The organism is Paenibacillus tundrae (genome assembly GCF_030812775.1).
Lineage (GTDB): Bacteria > Bacillota > Bacilli > Paenibacillales > Paenibacillaceae > Paenibacillus > Paenibacillus tundrae_A.
Genome location: NZ_JAUSTI010000016.1, coordinates 64,750 through 81,296, shown reverse-complemented (window position 1 = coordinate 81,296; position 16,547 = coordinate 64,750). Strand labels below are relative to the sequence as shown.

The following is a 16,547-nucleotide window of genomic DNA, read 5'->3' as shown; positions in this document are numbered from 1 at the left end:
GAATATTAGGGCAACCTTTTATTGTATAAAAGATTAAGCGGGTGAATCTTGATGATCGTCGGAATCGGAAATGATGTGCTGGAAATTGCACGTATGCATAAGCTAATGTCTGGGCGACATGCCGAGTCATTCATGGATAGAATTCTGACCCCGGCTGAACGGGAAATTGCAAACCGGCGGGGGAAACGATTGATTGAATTTGTGTCAGGACGATTCGCTGCCAAAGAGGCAATATCCAAAGCATTTGGCTGTGGTATTGGCGGTACGATGGGCTTTACTGACATTGAAGTATTGCCTGATGGCAAAGGAAAACCGGTAGCAACTTTATCTGCTCAGGCTTGGGAGCATCTTGGTCTGCCTGCAGAGGATCGATATATGATTCATCTGAGCATCACGCATCAGACAGAGCTCGCTGCGGCATTTGCTGTGGTTGAGCGCATGGATTAAGAGAAGTAGTGTGAGAAGAGTAGTTAGGGAATCAGGAGAGGACGGGAACATGGGTTTAATTGAACAAAAGCAACATTTCAGTGTAAATCTGCTGGACTGGTATATGATTAATAGACGGGATTTACCGTGGCGTCGCCACAACAATCCTTATTTTACGTGGGTATCCGAGATTATGCTTCAACAGACACGGGTGGATACCGTGATTCCATATTTTAACCGATTTATTGGCAATTTTCCGACGGTACAAGCCTTGGCTGAAGCACCCGAAGAAGATGTCCTTAAGAACTGGGAGGGTCTGGGCTATTATTCTCGTGCGCGTAACCTACAGGCGGCGGCAAGGCAGGTTATGGAGCTGCACGGGGGAGAGATTCCCCAAGATAAACAGGCTGTGTTTGCGTTAAAAGGGGTTGGCCCCTACACGGCAGGGGCCATTCTTAGCATTGCCTTCAACCAACCGCAGCCTGCGGTGGATGGCAATGTTATGCGGGTACTGTCCCGATATTTCCTCATTGATGAGGATATTATGAAGGGCAGCACCCGTGTCCTTATGGAAGAGCTCGCAGGAGAGCTCATTCCAGAAGGGAGAGCGCGTGATTTCAACCAGGCGCTCATGGAGCTTGGCGCGCTGGTGTGTACACCCAAAGCGCCACATTGCCTAACATGCCCAGTGATGGAGCAATGTTCAGGCCGCATTGCCGGCAGGGAGCTTACGCTGCCGGTCAAAACCAAGGCGAAGCCGCCGCGCCCTGAGCAGCGGCTGGTCGCCATTGTGGAAGGCCGCGGCGCACATCGCGGCCGTGTGCTCGTGCGTCAGCGCCCCGAGAGCGGCCTATTGGCCCGCATGTGGGAGCTGCCGCACGTACTAGCGGAGCCGCCTGCCAAAGCTAGCAAGAAGGCGGCGCCGCTAGCGGATGAGCCGGCGATGGCGCTGCTCGCCGGCAGTCTCTGGGCGGAGGGCTTCGCTGCCCGCCCGGAAGGGCTGGCTACTCATGCGGAGCATGTGTTCAGCCATATTGTTTGGCAACTGCAGGTGTACAAGTGTACCGAGCAGAGCCAGAGCAGTGAGCTTCCGCTGATTGCGGCGGAAGCGAGAGCCGCCTACGATGCACAGGCGGCAACCACGGATGCTGCTACCACAGCGCCTGATGGACAATCAGCATCCGCCTTCTCAACATCAGATCAAGCGGAGCGGAAGCTGACAGATGATGCAGACGTACTAGGAGATGCCCCTCAGATCCATATTGGTAAAGGCGATCAGCTAACGTATCGCTGGATAGGACCAGAAGATATGGACAAGATGGCATTCCCGAATATCTTCTTGAAGCTGCTCAGCAGTTATTTTGCTGGCATATATGATGATATTAACGAGTAATGAAGAGTAAATGGGGCTACACCTTACTTTTTGACGTAATAGATAAAGTGCAGTGCACATCCAAGCGGACGGAAACATTCATGTGCCCGGGAGAAGGGATTTTTCATACATGGATGGTGGAAGAGGCGGTCAGGTATGTACCGGAAGAATAACAATGGCTTATTCCATATTCAAGGTTATCTGTCCGTTTGGATTGTGTAAGAGTTTAGTCGAGCAGGCGTGATACCGAATTACTACCTAATGTACTACGGAATGTACTATGGTATGCACTTCCGAGAGAACTCTCAAAAGTATGAACAAAAGAACTACCAGGAGTACTACCAGAAGTACTACCAATAGTGGCTAACGAATCCGAAAGAGCTTATTATGGCGATAAACCTAAAATATAAGTTTTAACGAATCTGAATGATGCTATTTAAGCTGAAACGGTTAAAAAGGGCGAAGCCAAGTCCATATTTGGAATAATAGCGTGATTAGGGTTCCTTAGATTTTCTATGGTATGAAATATAGAGAGATAGCGTGTCCTCAGTTCGTTAGATTAAACACTGTTAGATAGAGCACTAGAGAATAATCTGTGACCCGCGCGCAGTTTGTGTCATGATGCAGGGGACAAAGCTATCGGGAAGCCTTCGTAGAGGATTAATACACGGGTTTCGCACCTTAGTTAATCACATGAAAGCTATTATATAGAATTTCAGCCAGCGAAGTTGTTAACCTTCGGCATGTTGACGAGCATCATCATCCGGTTAGATGATCTCGCTACCGCCAGAGATGAGCAACATACCTGTGCTTCTCCTAAACCATGACCACCCGTGCAGCGGGTGGTTTTTCGTTTCCTTTCATTTTCTTACGTTTCAGGTATTCAACTGGCTAAGCCCTAATAAAAAAGAGCCTGGCTCGGTCACAAGACCAAGTCAGGCTCTTCTTCTATGGATGAAACAAATTTAGTGAAACAAACTTATTTCGCAGCAGCGTAACGTTTGTTTACTTCATCCCAGTTGATTACATTCCAGAAAGCGCCAATGTAGTCAGGGCGTTTGTTTTGGTATTTCAGGTAGTAAGCGTGCTCCCATACGTCCAGACCCAATACTGGAGTCAGACCTTCGAAGAGTGGGCTGTCTTGGTTAGGCGTGCTAGTGATGGACAATTTGCCATCTTTGCCTACAACGAGCCAAGCCCAACCGGAACCGAAACGAGTTGTAGCTGCTTTAGCAAAATCTTCTTTGAATTTGTCAAAGCCACCCAGTTCGCTGTCGATTGCAGCTGCGATGTCGCCAGTTGGAGCGCCGCCGCCGTTAGGTCCAATGATTTCCCAGAACAAGCTATGGTTAGCATGTCCGCCACCATTGTTGCGAACCGCTGTGCGGATGCTTTCAGGTACGCTATCCAGGTTAGCAATCAGATCTTCCAAGCTTTTTTCTTGCAGTTCAGGAGCGCTTTCCAGAGCTGCGTTCAAGTTAGTTACGTAAGTATTGTGATGGCGATCGTGGTGGATTTCCATCGTTTGTGCATCGATATGTGGTTCCAGTGCGTCGTTAGCGTAAGGAAGTGCCGGTAGTTGAAAAGCCATAGTGAAAAACCTCCTGATATTTTATGATTTTTGGTAATTCAGCATTTTGCATCGTTCGATTCGAATCCTTCCAGTGCATGACATGGAATAAGAAACGTGCCTACCCATATCTTGCAGAAGTGGCTCGTCCGAAATAAATGCAAATTGCTCAGGTACATATGTATTAATACCCTTGCCACTAATATTAAACCGCATTCGGGCTAATTAAGCAACATTTTTGTTTATTAAGTCCCCTGAGTCGTTGATCTATTAATGGGTCAGAGATAACAAACATATTTTACCCTTTTTGAATATATTTATGTGAAAATTCCTTAGAATTAAAAGAAAATTGATTAGATTATGATGAAAACGGTTACAATTAAGCGCTTTCAAAAGAAAATGCGTGTTTTATGGCGTAAAGTATGGTTTAATTGACGGAGAAGAGGTATTTTCTCGTTTTTTGTCATTATACGAACTTTGGGTTTTTGGTAAAAAGGGTAACCCTTTTATGTAAAAACCTCATCAAGCTAACGAAAAGGGAGATTTAAGACATGCACGTTCGTTCCTTTCAGTTGAGTGATGCAAGCCAAATGACGGAGCTTCTCCAGGTTGCGCTATCGGAAGAGTGTTATGAGAACACGATGGGCCCGTTTGCCCGTCAATTGTCATGGGATTCTGACCTGATCATGGTTGCAGAAGAAGAGGGAGACCTCGTCGGAGCCTTGATCGGTACGATTGATCAAAACCAGGGATGTATCTACCGTATTGCGGTTCATCCGGACTATCGTCGCCGCGGAGTCGGCAAAAAACTTGTCGAAGCTATGGAACAGCGGTTCCAGCAGCGTAAAGTCAGCCAAATATGGGTTGCGGGAGATGAGCACAACAAAGTAGCCATGCCTCTTTACGAAGCAATGGGTTACGGTGCAAATCAGATTTTGAGCGCTTTCCAGAAACTGAGTATTTTGTCCAAAGCGTAACGGATGTTTGACGTAAAGTTCGTATCTAAGGCCCAGTAATAGTTGTGCTTTCTAATCAACGCGGACTTTTATGAACAACCTCTGAAACTAAAGAAAAAAAGAAGATCATCATTTCATATTAGGCATATCCGACAGCGTAACCACGCATGAGGATATGCCTTTCTATTTGTATGATATATATCGGCTTGATATTCCTTATCGTTTACGTCATCTGGCATTGGTGAGCATAACCAATTGTTTCACTCCTCCAAATGAAGTAGACTTAAAGAGGATGTGTAGAAAGATTGCTTTTGGGATACGAAGCTTTTAGAACATATATTGTCGAAGGAAAACGATTATTCTTAATAAAACGAGGTGTCCTTTTGAATCCCAACAACCCTTCCACGAAGCATGTGTCTTACGAAGATCGAACCGAATTGGCTACAGCGAATTCATCCAGTACATCCTGGGCAGCTGAGCTATGGGACTGGGCCAAAACAATCATTATCGCTTTTGTCGTTATGATGTTGTTGAATCTATTTGTGTTTAACCTATCGATGGTCAAAGGGCAGTCCATGCAGCCTACGCTGGTCGAGCATGACCGATTGTTTGTGAATAAGATTGTATATGATTTTGGTTCACCTTCTCGCTTTGATGTAATTGTCCTGCGTGACCCAAGTGAGGGTCAGGAAAAGAAAGATTCTCTCGTGAAACGGATCGTTGGGCTTCCCGGAGATACGGTTGAAGTGCGTGAACACCACCTGTATGTGAATGGTGAGCGGCAGACCGAGACGTATACGGATATCGAGGTACAAGATCCCGATTTTGGGCCGATTACGCTGGAGGCGGATCATTATTTTGTCATGGGAGATAACCGACATGAGGGTAAAAGTAAAGATAGCCGTGTATTCGGAAGCATCACTTCTGGCGAGATTGTAGGTAAGGCTGAATTCATCTTCTGGCCATTTTCCGAAATGAAGAAGCTGTAAAATGTTGTTGTAACAACAACTTCACTCGACGTTTTGCGTTTAACTATAATAAAGCTCGGGGCGAGTATGCCTGAGTTGCATATGCATATAGACGCCTGTCCTCCTTGAATGAGGCGGGCGTTCAATCGTTAAGGGAATAAGAGCAGGGAATAGAAAAGAGGGAGAGAATCATGACAAGCGTACAGACCGGGGCGGCACAGGCAGGTTCCGTATGGGAACAGTTAAAACAAGAGATTAAGGCGGCTGCCCCCGGGCTGGGCATTGATGATATTGGATTTGCTTCTGCAGAGCCGTTTGTATCACTTAAGTCGTTGCTAGAGCAGTCTCGGGACAAGGGCTACGCTTCGGGATTCGAAGAGCCGGATATTGAGAAAAGGGTAAGGCCAGCGCTACAGGATGGTGAGCCTGCTTCTCTCATAGCCATTGCCGTGGCTTACCCGTCGAAGATGGTCAACCCACCGAAGTCGGAGCCAGGCGCATATCGTGGAATTTTGGCACGTTCAGCTTGGGGCAGAGATTATCATTATGTGCTGCGTGAAGCGATGGACAAGCTAGTGAATTTCATCCGTGAACGTGTACCAGAAGCTATGATCGAGAGCATGGTCGATACGGGAGCGCTCGTTGATCGGGCGGTATCCCAGCGTGCGGGGATTGGATTCAGCGGCAAAAACTGTGCCATTATATCTTCTAAATTTGGATCGTGGATCTATCTGGGTGAGCTGGTGACCAACATTCCATTTCAGCCGGATACACCCGTTACCGAGGATTGCGGAGAATGTACGAAATGTATTGATGCCTGCCCAACCGGAGCGTTGGTGGGACCAGGACAACTTAATGCACAGCGATGTATTTCTTTTGTAACCCAAACCAAAGGGTTTGTAGATGAAGAGTTTATGTTGAAAATAGGCAACCGGTTATACGGCTGTGATACATGTCAGATTGTCTGTCCGAAGAATCGAGGCAAAAATTGGGATCATCATCCCGACCTTCAGCCTGATCCGGAGATTGTTAAGCCTTTGTTGCTGCCACTCCTAGACATTGGTAACCGTGAATTTAAAGAACGTTTTGGCCAAAGCTCTGCCGCATGGCGGGGAAAGAAACCAATTCAACGTAATGCAGTGATTGCCTTAGGTAATTTCAAGGATAAAAGTGCTGTACCAAAACTCACGGAAGTATTGAAGCGAGACCCGCGTCCTGAACTGCGGGGAACCGCAGCTTGGGCGCTGAGCAGAATTGGAGGAGAAGACGCAATGAGAGTAATTGGGGAAGCTGCCGCTAACGAACAAGATGGGAACGTGCTAAGCATGCTGCAGAAGGCCAAGGAACGACTGAGTTCGTCCGAGACCTTACCCGATCAACCACAGGCTGGGCAAGCAAGAGAGAAGCAGCCGGTGGAACAATCAGTGAAACAACCAGTGGAACAACAACAGTTTGAGGCACTACACGAGTTACAGAAGAGTTTGCAATCGGAAATGGCATCTGATCAGGGGGGTGAGCTACCTCTGCAGCCGGCTAAACCGGAAGCAGCAGCTTGGAAACCTTTAGCAGTCACAGGGCTGCAGGGTACACCTGTGTATTATGATGAACTGCTGACACCAATAGGAACATTGACGCTATGTGCCACAGACGAAGGGTTATGCCACGTTGATTTTGGAACATTTCATGTGCGCGAGGCACATCTGCAACAATGGGCTCGAACTTGGATCGGTGAATATCGTTATGAGAAGAATGAAGAAAAGCTGAGTGAGGCTGCCAAGCAGGTTCAGCAGTATTTTGCCGGAGAACGAAAAAACTTCGAATTAAAGCTAAATTTGCATGGAACACCGTTTCAGCTACAAGTATGGCATGTTCTATCCGATATATCTTATGGAGAGACCTCATCACACCAACAGGTTGCGGAAACGATCGGAAGACCGAAGGCGGTTCGTGCAGTTTCGGATGCTATCAGTAAAAATCCGATGCCGATCATTATTCCCTGTCACCGCAACAGTGACAAAGACGGTACCCTGTTGGGTTATGTAGGCGGTCTGCAAACCAAGGAGCAATTGCTCACATTGGAGCAGCAATCGTAAGAGCGGGGGACGTGCATGAAGTATGTAAACGTGGAGAGTGTGGAGGCGGGGGAGCTTCTGGGGAAGACCGTATATTCAGCTAACGGAACTGTTTTGCTGTCTGCCGGCGTCCAGCTTACCGTATTTATGGTTAATACGCTCAAGCGTATTGGCGTAACCATGCTGTACATCCAGGATGAAGCGTTTAAAGATGTGGAGACAGAAGACATTCTGGATGAAGCCACGAAAAGAGCAGTGATTAATGAAATGAGCGTTACGCTAGAAGCGGTTCGTTCCGGAAAGGACTGGAGTCCGAAGAAGGTAGCGCTTAGCATTGATAAACTGTTGAACGATGTATTGAACGGGCGTGAGTTGCTTGTTCAACTTACGGATATTCGCACGAAGGACAATGCACAGTATGTTCATGCGATGAATGTATGCTTGTTGTCGTCAGTGATCGGATTGAATATGGGACTTAACTACAATCAATTGAAGGATCTCGCTGTAGGCGCACTTTTGCACGATATCGGCAAAGTCGGTGAGCCTCCGGGTGGTGGCTCTGCTGCCAATTCTTCGCTCCATCATACATGGCGGGGATTCGAAGTGATTAAGAACAAGCGGGAGTTCAGCCTGCTCGTCGCTCACACGGCTCTGCAGCATCATGAACATGTCGATGGTACAGGATTACCCAGGGGAATCAAAGGCAGCGACATTCATGTCTTTGCCAAAATTGTTAGCACGGCGAACATCTATGATAATCTGATCAACGGACTGTCTGGAAGTAGCATGTTGCCACACGAAGCTTGTGAAGAGATGATGGCGATGTCAGGCACGAGACTGGATCGGGATATCCTGATTGAGTTTAACAAAAGTGTATCTATATATCCGAATGGGACGGCTGTACGACTTTCAACCAAAGAGTCAGGCGTTATTGTAAGGCAGCATCGCGGACTGCCAGGCCGACCTGTTGTCCGAATTGCTCGGGGGAGCACACGCTACTCACTCGATGTTATTGAAATTGATCTAGCGGAGCATACCACCGTTTTTATTGAAACGGTCATGACGTAGAATTCGGATAACTAATGCAAGCGAAAGCTGGAAAATCCGTTTGCTCCATGCGTGCGGAAATGCTATGATAATTTTCAGGAAATCCGGTCCGTGACACGTGTATGAACAGGCATTAGGATGTTATGTATATGCGCGGATCATCATGCTTTTTAGATTGCATAAAGAGGTGTCTAAGAGATGGAAATTGTAATACCGATTATTACATTGATTGTTGGTCTGGTCGGGGGCTTCTTCATCGGGGTGTTCTACTTGCGTAAACAGCTTGAGAAAATGCAAAGCGATCCAGACGCACTTCAGAAGATGGCGAAGCAAATGGGCTATAACCTGAATGGCAAGCAGATGCAGCGTGCTCAGCAGATGATGAAGAATCAGCAGCCTGGCGGTAAAATGCCTCAGCCGCAACAACATCCTGCGCGTAAAAATTCGGGCCGCCGAAGATAATAGCAGTGTATTTTTACTGCTTTACACCATGTGGTTCGAAAGGAGGCGTTCGGCAGTGGCTGGCGTGAAAGATTATTTGAATTCCAAAGTATCCGACAATCGGGAGAAGATCGAGTACCATGTGGAACAGATCTTGAAATTGATTGGCGAGGATAGTACGCGGGAAGGGTTGCTTGAAACGCCTGCACGCGTAACCCGGATGTATGAAGAGATTTTTGGTGGGTATGAGGTAGATCCACGTGATGTGCTGGGGGTAACCTTTGACGAGAATCATGAAGAGTTAGTTATCGTTAAGGATATCGTCTACTATAGCCAGTGTGAGCACCATATGGCGCCGTTCTTTGGTAAGGTACACATTGGGTATGTGCCAAGCGGCAAGATCGTTGGTCTAAGCAAAATGGCCCGTTTGGTGGAAGCGGTAACGCGTCGCCTCCAGGTTCAAGAACGTATTACATCACAGATCGCTGATATTTTGACAGAGGCAGTTGAGCCTCACGGCGTTATGGTCGTTGTGGAAGGCGAGCACTTGTGCATGTGTTCCCGCGGCGTGAAGAAACCGGGCAGCAAGACGGTAACGTCTGCCGTACGTGGTTCCTTCCGTGAGAATCCAGCACAGCGTGCTGAGTTCCTGTCACTTGTTAAAGATTGAGGCTGAGCTTGGCTTAATAGACAAGCTGCATACTCTCACCTGCGTTCTAACCTGTTGCTTCGCATGTGGACGAACTAGAATGTCTGTATGCGGGGCAGCACAGTGATAGAGCAAGCATCTGAGGTTGTACCATAATAAGCCGTGTTCCCTCAGGAACCCGGCTTATTTATATGAAATTATTTTATAATTGTGGTGGGAGTTATGGTTGGTTCGAGAATGTATAATGACTTGTAGGCTCTCATTCATCTATATATAACGGAGGCTGTCTTCTATGAGTGTACCTTCAACACCAGAGGATCGATTTGGAAAATCAATGGAGCAGAGTTCGTCGGAACATCGTCCTACCAGCCGTCTTCAGATCTGGGAGACACCGCTTATGGGATCAAATAGAAGTGTGCTTGAGGCTTTTGCTTGGGAAGAAGTGATGTGTCGACTTGTAGGACAGGGGCATGAGCCGGTGGCTCATATTTGGCGGCATACGGATGCATTTGTTGCTGGTTTGCGTGATCGCAAACTGCCCCATGCAGTAGAGGCTATGGAACGTATCCGAAATGAGGGGATTTCCGTCTGTGTTCGACCTTCTGGCGGTGCGGCAGTCCCACTCAACCCAGGTGTGGTCAACTTGTCGCTAATCTTGCCTAACCCTAAGCACGCGATCAATATTCATGATGACTTCCGCCATATGGCTGCCTTGATTGCCCGTTCACTGAATCCATGGTCCAATCAGGCTCAGACGGGAGAAGTCGAAGGCGCATTTTGCCCAGGGGACTATGATGTTAGTGTTGGGGGATTGAAATTTTGTGGAATCGCTCAGCGAAGACAGGCTAAGGCTTACATTATTACTGCGTTTGTGATCGTGGAAGGCAAGGGTGATGTGCTTGCTGCAGAAGTACGACGATTCTACGAGCAAGCGGCCAATGGGGTGAAATCAGGCTATCCGGATGTACATTCAGGGACGATGGCGAGTCTCCAAGAGCTAACAGGTGTACCTTCTGCAGCGGCATATACAGCATCCTTGGTGCGGACACTACGTGACCATTATCCTTTGGCAGATACGAGCCGAGTATTGACTGTGAATCGGGACACGGTTGAACAGACGATGCAGCAGATGAAATTACGATATGATTAGATTGATATAGATTATTTAGAATGGAATACACTGACTTGGAATTGGTTAATAGAGATGATATGATGTGATTTCGGAAGGAGAGTGACAGAATGGAAACATTGAGATATACATTTGAGTACGAGGTTGTTTCTTCGGGCGAAAAGTCCGAATTCAGTCAAATGGCTACAAGCAAAGAAGAAGCTGCGGCATTAATTATTGCGCGTATTGCTGATCTGGAATTTACGGGTGAGGAAGACATCAAGCTGGGCGATCTGATCGCGATCAGCAAACAGGTTGGCGACAACTATGTTGCCTGTGAAGGTTGCGCTTCTTAAAGTAATGGAGCTGCAAATAGATAGTTATATCTAGTTATAATCAAATGCAAAAAGATATCTTTCAGTCATTCGGCTGGGGATATCTTTTTTATATCCATATGAGAAGCATTCGACTTAAAGAGGTCTGAAGTGTCAAAAGCTTACCATGCCGACAAGAAAGGTGCGTCATATGATATAACAAAATTCCCTATCTGACAGTCTCGCGTTTCAAAACTCTTTGCTACTCTTCATAGTGGAAAAGCCTTGCGAAAGGCGGGCATTTCCAAGTTATTCGGGTTTTCCAGTCTTTCCATTTTTTAAAACGTGTTCTCTTTGGAGATTTAAGCTGCGAAAGTCGAGTAACTAAGTTTTTAAGATGCCTTTCGTCAAAACAGAGGGGAAGGAACCATCTTCTATTGATGAAAACAATTCACTCTACTTCTCGATAAGATTCCTCAAATGAGGAGCTCGAGATAAAACTTTCCACCTAGATTATTTTACCGTCACGATGGGGCATCTCGAGCTTTAAAAAAATTCTTATTTTAGACCTTTACTCATTAGAATTTCTCAGTCACTTGGCGATATTTACAATTCCACAGATCATAAAATCATCAATCTAAAATCTTCCGCTTCTCGTTTTGGTATTCTTCGTCTGTTAAAAAACCGTGTTCATTTAATCTGGCTAGTTTTTCTAACTTGATTACAGGATCAAGCTCACTTCTTGATGGCTGGGAGTTAAGCATAATCAAAACTTGATGAGGTAATGTGCGTTTCATAACTCTGAATCCTTGTACCGACGCTACGGCAATCCCTTCATCATTAGGCAGGCAGTATCCTCCAGGATTACAAGTACCATTGTCCCTCACTAGAATCTGACCTAATAAACCAACAGCTACCCACTCGGGACGCTTCAAACGGGGAATATATCCTTCTGTTGGGTTCCAATCAGGGTTAACTTTTCTTTGTTTTTCTGCGTAAGCAGGAGAGACGAGATTTCCTTCTTCGTCTAATCTAGCAGGGATAGTCACTTCCTCCTGATAAACTCTTCCCCAATCATCCGTCACATACTTACCTCTCCAATACATTTCCGAACCGTTTCCAAGAACACTTGGTGTAGCACTAGACACACCTAAAATATATAAGTCGTGACTGCTTGCCTTACGTATTTTTTCACTAGAATCATCAAATGTGACAAAGTATCCTACATCTATAGAGGTGCCGTCTACCGATTCAAACATCTCAGCGTAATCTGCACCTCCAGGAACAAAGGCCCCATCGACAAACATATTGCCACTAGAAGCTATCCATTTTGCTCCAATCCCGCGTGTTGTCGGAGACGTACCATTTCCAATAAACCACGAGAAAGCCTCTTCTGACGTTCCGTAACGTCCCATGATATGAGAGCCTGTGTGTGCTGCAAGTGTAATGGTATTAAGCCCTTCGGTATGGGAGGCATCTCCATTCGCTATCGTTGCTTGACCCTCGGCATGAGAGCCACTACCTACCGCTTGTGTTCGAGTAAATCCGGTAATTGGTAATGAAACAGCTTCTCCTTCCGCATGAGAGGCAAAACCGCTAGCAATACTTGCGAATCCCTCTGCGTGAGCAGCTTGGCTGCTAGCAATTGAGGCATTACCTTCCGCATGTGCGAATGAACCATTTGCTTGGGTTACGATGCCTTCAGTATGGGAAGCAATTCCAATGGCACTTGTACCTAATCCCTCGGCGTGAGAACTATCTCCACTTGCAATGTTTGGCGAATCGCCTGTCGATAAACCACCGCCCTCTACATGTGCAGCTCTCCCAGTTGCTGTATTACCTATACCTTCTGCATGTGAGCTATTTCCAGCTGCAGTTGTATTGTTTCCCTCAGCATGGGCATTTGCACCATTAATAGTAGTTTGCGTATTCAAGCCTTCGGTGTGAGAGTTTTCTCCAACGGCTAATGTACCATTTCCCTCAGCATGCGTGAAACTCCCATTTGCCTCTGTCCCAACACCTTCAGCATGAGAACTCGTACCGTTGGTAATAGTAGATGTTCCTTCAGCATGTGAGTTGTCACCATTCGCTGTTGTCAGAGATCCTTCCGCATGAGAACTCGCACCACTTGCAATGGTTGTATTTCCCTCAGCATGGGCATTGACACCCGTAACTGTAGTCTGCGTATTGAAACCTTCGGTGTGAGAGTTTTCTCCAACGGCTAATGTACCATTTCCCTCAGCATGCGTGAAACTCCCATTTGCCTCTGTCCCAACACCTTCAGCATGAGAACTCGTACCGTTGGTAACGGTGGATGATCCTTCTGCATGCGAGTTGTCACCATTCGCTGTTGTCAGAGATCCTTCCGCATGAGAAGAGTCCCCGTTTGCCGTGGTATTTTGTCCTTCCGAGTGAGAGCCGAAATTCCCACTTGCCGTGGTGCTAAACCCCTCGGCATGAGAGAATGCCCCACTTGCTACAGATCCGAGGAACGAAGTCACATCAGACGTTCCACCTTCCGCATGAGAAGCAAAACCACTTGCTAATGTCCCTATCCCCTCCGCATGGCTACTCGCTCCACTTGCTAAGTTAGGTGCAGAATTACCTATAGAGTCTTCAGCACCGCCTTCCGCGTGAGAAGCTCTTCCTGTAGCGCTATTACCAACCCCCTCAACATGAGAAGCTTCTCCGCTTGCATTACTCGATATCCCTTCTGCATGTGCAGCCACATTACTTGCAGTAGTAAGCTGCCCTTCACTATGAGAATTCGTACCATTCGCTGTAGTGGCGTTTCCTTCAGCGTGAGCATATAAACCACTTGCTACAGAGAGATACCCTTCGGCATGTGACGCAATCCCACTTGCTATCGTAGAGGTACCTTCAGCATGCGCGGTATCTGCAGAAGCACTGGTAAGAAATCCTTCTGAATGCGAAGCTGCACCACCTGCAGACGTTGTATTTCCTTCGGCATGTGCGGTATCACCATTGGTAACCGTCTGATAACCTTCCGCGTGGGAAGCAGAACCATTGGCAGTTGTGTTTGATCCTTCCGCCTCCGAGCATGGTCCGACTGCATTTTGGTTACATTCATCCCCCATAATAGTTCACTCCTTGTTAAATCAGTGGAGTTATGAACGAATCGCAATATTTTATATGTCGTTCAAAAACTCTTCAAGTTGTATTAGGATATGCTATAAGGACTTTAATGGTATGGACGACGCAAGAGGTCTTGTTATTTCCTGGAAATATCCATTTTTAAAATTGATTGACTTACATTCGGTAGCGGTTCAAAATTACTGTGACTTAGTCATTCAAGTGCGAACACTAACGGGTGGATTCTGGTTAAGTGAAAGTATAGTACTCCGCTTAGAAGGATGTAATAAAGAAAAACAAAAGGAAAAAGTAGGCCAGATTATCAGTACAGGGTATATTGTTATGAAATGCCTAACGACACGTGTAGGCGATCGTTATAATCGATATTTTGCTAGAATATTGATTTTCTTCCCTAGACGTTGATATGTATACCATCCCTAATTTTCCGCAAATTGAAGCTAAAAGTCGCATTAGATTAAACTGCCGAATTCAGGCTTACTGTTTGGATAGAGCATTGTTTGAGACCAGAAGCAGCGTTAGGTTATAAGTACATATACGAAGGATCGCAGCTTTTTTCTACAGTCAGATGTTTTCAAACGAATTGATTAAAACTGGAGAAAATGAGGGAAAAATGTTAACCAAGTTTGCGCAAGAGACGTTTCTTTAAAGGTAAGATTGATAGATAGAATGAGGAGATAAACATCCATGTGGATAAATAAATTTCAAGGGATTTCAACGGATTGCACATTTAGCAATCCTGCAGCAAAAGAGGAGATGGAGAGAGCCGAAAATTCACTTAACGTAATTCTGCCCCAAGAACTTAAAGAAATTATGTTAGAAACGAATGGGGTAAAGGAAAAATTCGATTTCTTAATTTGGCCATTAGAACGCATTATTAATGAAAATAAGCATTACAGAAATGGATATCTAGAAGAATACTATATGCCGTTTGAAAATTTAGTCTTCTTCGCAGGTACGGGCATTGGTCATTTATTTGCTTTCCCAGTAGCACAAGATGGAATATGTAGAGAAGATGTCTTTGTTTGGAATGATATAAATGACAGTCGAATCTGGGTTGCCCCTTCAGTCACGACGTACGCGGAGTGGTGGTTAAATGGACTCATTGAGATTTAACGAAAACTAACACATGAATGAACAATCGTATCAACGTTTAGTTTATTAAGAGAGTGCAGAAACGAACCTTACTTTTTCACTTTTAGGCTTGTTCTACTTCATTCTCGTAGGATTCTTGTAATTTCAATCATCCATTTATATCCATTTTTATTCTATTTATGATATAATGGATAGATAAGATAAACAGACATGCATCTCATGAGATGCATAGCACGAAGGTCAAATAAAAAGGTGGAATTTCCATGCCGAAAGATAGTAAAGGCCGGATGGAGAGGGTCATCCGTATAGCTGAAGCAAGTTTAAATATTGAAGGACAGGAGCTCCAAGCCGGGGCTAAGAAGCTTATTGAACTCAAACTGTCTGGACAAATTAGTAAAAAAGATTTCTTGAGAATGGCAAAAGACTTAGCTAAACAGTAAACATATGTTCAGTCCAATCCAATAAGACCTACAATATATAAAGATAGAAAGGATGTTTCCATTTGAATCGTATGTCCATTTCAGAATTGAATGAAATCTTAGTAAAAGCTACATTATCAGCTAGACAAGAGGCCAAAAATAATGGTGTACCTATTGTGTATGAAGAAAATGAAAAAATGATCAAAGAATATCCAGATGGCAGAAAGACAGAGATCATTTATGATGAACAAGGAAATAAAAAGGAAATTGAATACCATGAGTAAACCCATCATGACTGTTTTTGCTGGCACGAATGGAGCGGGAAAAAGTACCCTAACAAAGAACTTTAACGATCAGTTGGGTCAGATTATTGATCCGGATGCCATTGCTAAAGTGATTAATCCTCAGCATCCGGAATCTGTATCCCCATCAGCTGGGAGGGAAGCTATCAAACGTGTGCGCGAATGTATACAGAGCGGACAGAGCTTCTCTATTGAAACGACACTGGCTGGTAAAAATGCAATACGACAAATGGAACAAGCTAAAGAAGCCGGATTCGAGATAAACTTATACTATGTTGGCCTTAAGAGTGTAGAGTACCATATCGAGCGAGTAGAAATGCGAGTGAAGAATGGTGGACATTATATTACTGAGGAGGATATCCGAAGACGATATGGCCGATCGATTGGTAACCTACCTGAAGCATTGAAATTATCCGTTCGCTCGTTCATTTTTGATAACAGCTCCAAATTCAGATTGATCATGGAAGTAGAGCAGGGCAAAGTTCAAACGATTTCTAAAGACATTCCCCTGTGGTTTACAGGTGTATTCTTAAGGGAGTCAGGTAAAGAACGGACAATTACGCTTATAGACAGAATACAGCCGAAGGCCAAGAGATAGATAAATCAAAAACATCGGATTTAGAGCGATGATATAAAACGATAAAGGTATTTTGGCACACATGAGTTGTAAATTTTTTGGTATCCGGTTAATGAAATG

Annotated in this window: 16 protein-coding genes; 14 read left to right on the top strand and 2 right to left on the bottom strand. The window is 45.4% G+C overall.

All coding sequences use genetic code 11. The features are described 5' to 3' along the window. Nucleotides 1–51 precede the first annotated feature (51 nt). Both acpS and mutY read left to right on the top strand, forming a co-directional pair. Nucleotides 52–447, top strand: coding sequence for a holo-ACP synthase (gene acpS / locus J2T19_RS22645; protein WP_307219828.1), 396 nt, complete (start codon nucleotides 52–54; stop codon nucleotides 445–447). 49 nt (nucleotides 448–496) lie between these two features. Further along, complete coding sequence (gene mutY / locus J2T19_RS22640) at nucleotides 497–1,819, top strand: A/G-specific adenine glycosylase (protein ID WP_307219826.1); 1,323 nt, start codon at nucleotides 497–499, stop codon at nucleotides 1,817–1,819. 958 nt (nucleotides 1,820–2,777) lie between these two features. Here the strand turns inward: mutY and J2T19_RS22635 are convergent. Then, a complete protein-coding gene (locus J2T19_RS22635) occupies nucleotides 2,778–3,389 on the bottom strand; it encodes a superoxide dismutase (RefSeq protein WP_056697187.1) in 612 nt (203 codons plus the stop codon). 530 nt (nucleotides 3,390–3,919) lie between these two features. On the opposite strand from J2T19_RS22635, the gene J2T19_RS22630 reads away from it, so the two are divergent. From J2T19_RS22630 to J2T19_RS22595, 8 genes are all read left to right on the top strand, one after another. Beyond that, the gene (locus J2T19_RS22630; protein WP_145052272.1) at nucleotides 3,920–4,345 is read left to right on the top strand and encodes a GNAT family N-acetyltransferase; all 426 of its coding nucleotides are present in this window, start codon (nucleotides 3,920–3,922) and stop codon (nucleotides 4,343–4,345) included. A gap of 392 nt (nucleotides 4,346–4,737) precedes the next feature. Continuing rightward, nucleotides 4,738–5,313, top strand: a complete 576-nt coding sequence (gene lepB / locus J2T19_RS22625) for a signal peptidase I (RefSeq protein ID WP_370874933.1) — start codon at nucleotides 4,738–4,740, stop codon at nucleotides 5,311–5,313. A gap of 170 nt (nucleotides 5,314–5,483) precedes the next feature. After that, nucleotides 5,484–7,385, top strand: coding sequence for a tRNA epoxyqueuosine(34) reductase QueG (gene queG / locus J2T19_RS22620; RefSeq protein ID WP_307219819.1), 1,902 nt, complete (start codon nucleotides 5,484–5,486; stop codon nucleotides 7,383–7,385). A 15-nt stretch (nucleotides 7,386–7,400) separates the two neighbouring features. Then, nucleotides 7,401–8,432 carry an HD-GYP domain-containing protein gene (locus J2T19_RS22615; RefSeq protein WP_307219817.1) on the top strand — a complete coding sequence of 344 codons (1,032 nt, stop codon included), beginning with the start codon at nucleotides 7,401–7,403 and terminating at the stop codon, nucleotides 8,430–8,432. A gap of 177 nt (nucleotides 8,433–8,609) precedes the next feature. Further along, nucleotides 8,610–8,873 carry a YneF family protein gene (locus J2T19_RS22610; protein WP_145052283.1) on the top strand — a complete coding sequence of 88 codons (264 nt, stop codon included), beginning with the start codon at nucleotides 8,610–8,612 and terminating at the stop codon, nucleotides 8,871–8,873. Between the two features lie 55 nt (nucleotides 8,874–8,928). Continuing rightward, nucleotides 8,929–9,522, top strand: coding sequence for a GTP cyclohydrolase I FolE (folE, locus tag J2T19_RS22605; protein WP_036668229.1), 594 nt, complete (start codon nucleotides 8,929–8,931; stop codon nucleotides 9,520–9,522). A 271-nt stretch (nucleotides 9,523–9,793) separates the two neighbouring features. Then, nucleotides 9,794–10,651: a lipoate--protein ligase family protein gene (locus J2T19_RS22600; RefSeq protein ID WP_307219814.1), complete on the top strand. Its 858-nt coding sequence runs from the start codon at nucleotides 9,794–9,796 to the stop codon at nucleotides 10,649–10,651. Between the two features lie 89 nt (nucleotides 10,652–10,740). Then, nucleotides 10,741–10,965, top strand: coding sequence for a hypothetical protein (locus J2T19_RS22595; RefSeq protein ID WP_056697180.1), 225 nt, complete (start codon nucleotides 10,741–10,743; stop codon nucleotides 10,963–10,965). A gap of 590 nt (nucleotides 10,966–11,555) precedes the next feature. Here J2T19_RS22595 and J2T19_RS22590 read toward each other — a convergent pair. Further along, on the bottom strand, nucleotides 11,556–14,021 hold the full coding sequence (locus J2T19_RS22590) for a peptidase G2 autoproteolytic cleavage domain-containing protein (RefSeq protein ID WP_307219811.1): 2,466 nt from the start codon (nucleotides 14,019–14,021) through the stop codon (nucleotides 11,556–11,558). Between the two features lie 700 nt (nucleotides 14,022–14,721). On the opposite strand from J2T19_RS22590, the gene J2T19_RS22585 reads away from it, so the two are divergent. The 4 genes from J2T19_RS22585 (at nucleotide 14,722) to J2T19_RS22570 (ending at nucleotide 16,448) form a co-directional block, all read left to right on the top strand. After that, nucleotides 14,722–15,150 (top strand): SMI1/KNR4 family protein, encoded by a 429-nt coding sequence (locus tag J2T19_RS22585; RefSeq protein ID WP_307219808.1) that lies wholly within the window; start codon nucleotides 14,722–14,724, stop codon nucleotides 15,148–15,150. A gap of 242 nt (nucleotides 15,151–15,392) precedes the next feature. Next, complete coding sequence (locus tag J2T19_RS22580; protein WP_307219806.1) at nucleotides 15,393–15,569, top strand: hypothetical protein; 177 nt, start codon at nucleotides 15,393–15,395, stop codon at nucleotides 15,567–15,569. 71 nt (nucleotides 15,570–15,640) lie between these two features. After that, on the top strand, nucleotides 15,641–15,832 hold the full coding sequence (locus tag J2T19_RS22575) for a hypothetical protein (protein WP_307219906.1): 192 nt from the start codon (nucleotides 15,641–15,643) through the stop codon (nucleotides 15,830–15,832). Then, nucleotides 15,825–16,448 carry an ATPase gene (locus J2T19_RS22570; protein WP_307219804.1) on the top strand — a complete coding sequence of 208 codons (624 nt, stop codon included), beginning with the start codon at nucleotides 15,825–15,827 and terminating at the stop codon, nucleotides 16,446–16,448. Before J2T19_RS22575 ends, J2T19_RS22570 begins: the two co-directional genes overlap by 8 nt. Nucleotides 16,449–16,547: the final 99 nt, after the last annotated feature.

Coding starts and splice junctions, on each gene's coding strand:
- acpS (WP_307219828.1), top strand. CDS start 52: ATGATCGTCGGAATCGGAAATGATGTGCTGGAAATTGCACGTATGCAT.
- mutY (WP_307219826.1), top strand. CDS start 497: ATGGGTTTAATTGAACAAAAGCAACATTTCAGTGTAAATCTGCTGGAC.
- J2T19_RS22635 (WP_056697187.1), bottom strand. CDS start 3,389: ATGGCTTTTCAACTACCGGCACTTCCTTACGCTAACGACGCACTGGAA.
- J2T19_RS22630 (WP_145052272.1), top strand. CDS start 3,920: ATGCACGTTCGTTCCTTTCAGTTGAGTGATGCAAGCCAAATGACGGAG.
- queG (WP_307219819.1), top strand. CDS start 5,484: ATGACAAGCGTACAGACCGGGGCGGCACAGGCAGGTTCCGTATGGGAA.
- J2T19_RS22615 (WP_307219817.1), top strand. CDS start 7,401: ATGAAGTATGTAAACGTGGAGAGTGTGGAGGCGGGGGAGCTTCTGGGG.
- J2T19_RS22610 (WP_145052283.1), top strand. CDS start 8,610: ATGGAAATTGTAATACCGATTATTACATTGATTGTTGGTCTGGTCGGG.
- J2T19_RS22600 (WP_307219814.1), top strand. CDS start 9,794: ATGAGTGTACCTTCAACACCAGAGGATCGATTTGGAAAATCAATGGAG.
- J2T19_RS22595 (WP_056697180.1), top strand. CDS start 10,741: ATGGAAACATTGAGATATACATTTGAGTACGAGGTTGTTTCTTCGGGC.
- J2T19_RS22590 (WP_307219811.1), bottom strand. CDS start 14,021: ATGGGGGATGAATGTAACCAAAATGCAGTCGGACCATGCTCGGAGGCG.
- J2T19_RS22585 (WP_307219808.1), top strand. CDS start 14,722: ATGTGGATAAATAAATTTCAAGGGATTTCAACGGATTGCACATTTAGC.
- J2T19_RS22580 (WP_307219806.1), top strand. CDS start 15,393: ATGCCGAAAGATAGTAAAGGCCGGATGGAGAGGGTCATCCGTATAGCT.
- J2T19_RS22575 (WP_307219906.1), top strand. CDS start 15,641: ATGTCCATTTCAGAATTGAATGAAATCTTAGTAAAAGCTACATTATCA.
- J2T19_RS22570 (WP_307219804.1), top strand. CDS start 15,825: ATGAGTAAACCCATCATGACTGTTTTTGCTGGCACGAATGGAGCGGGA.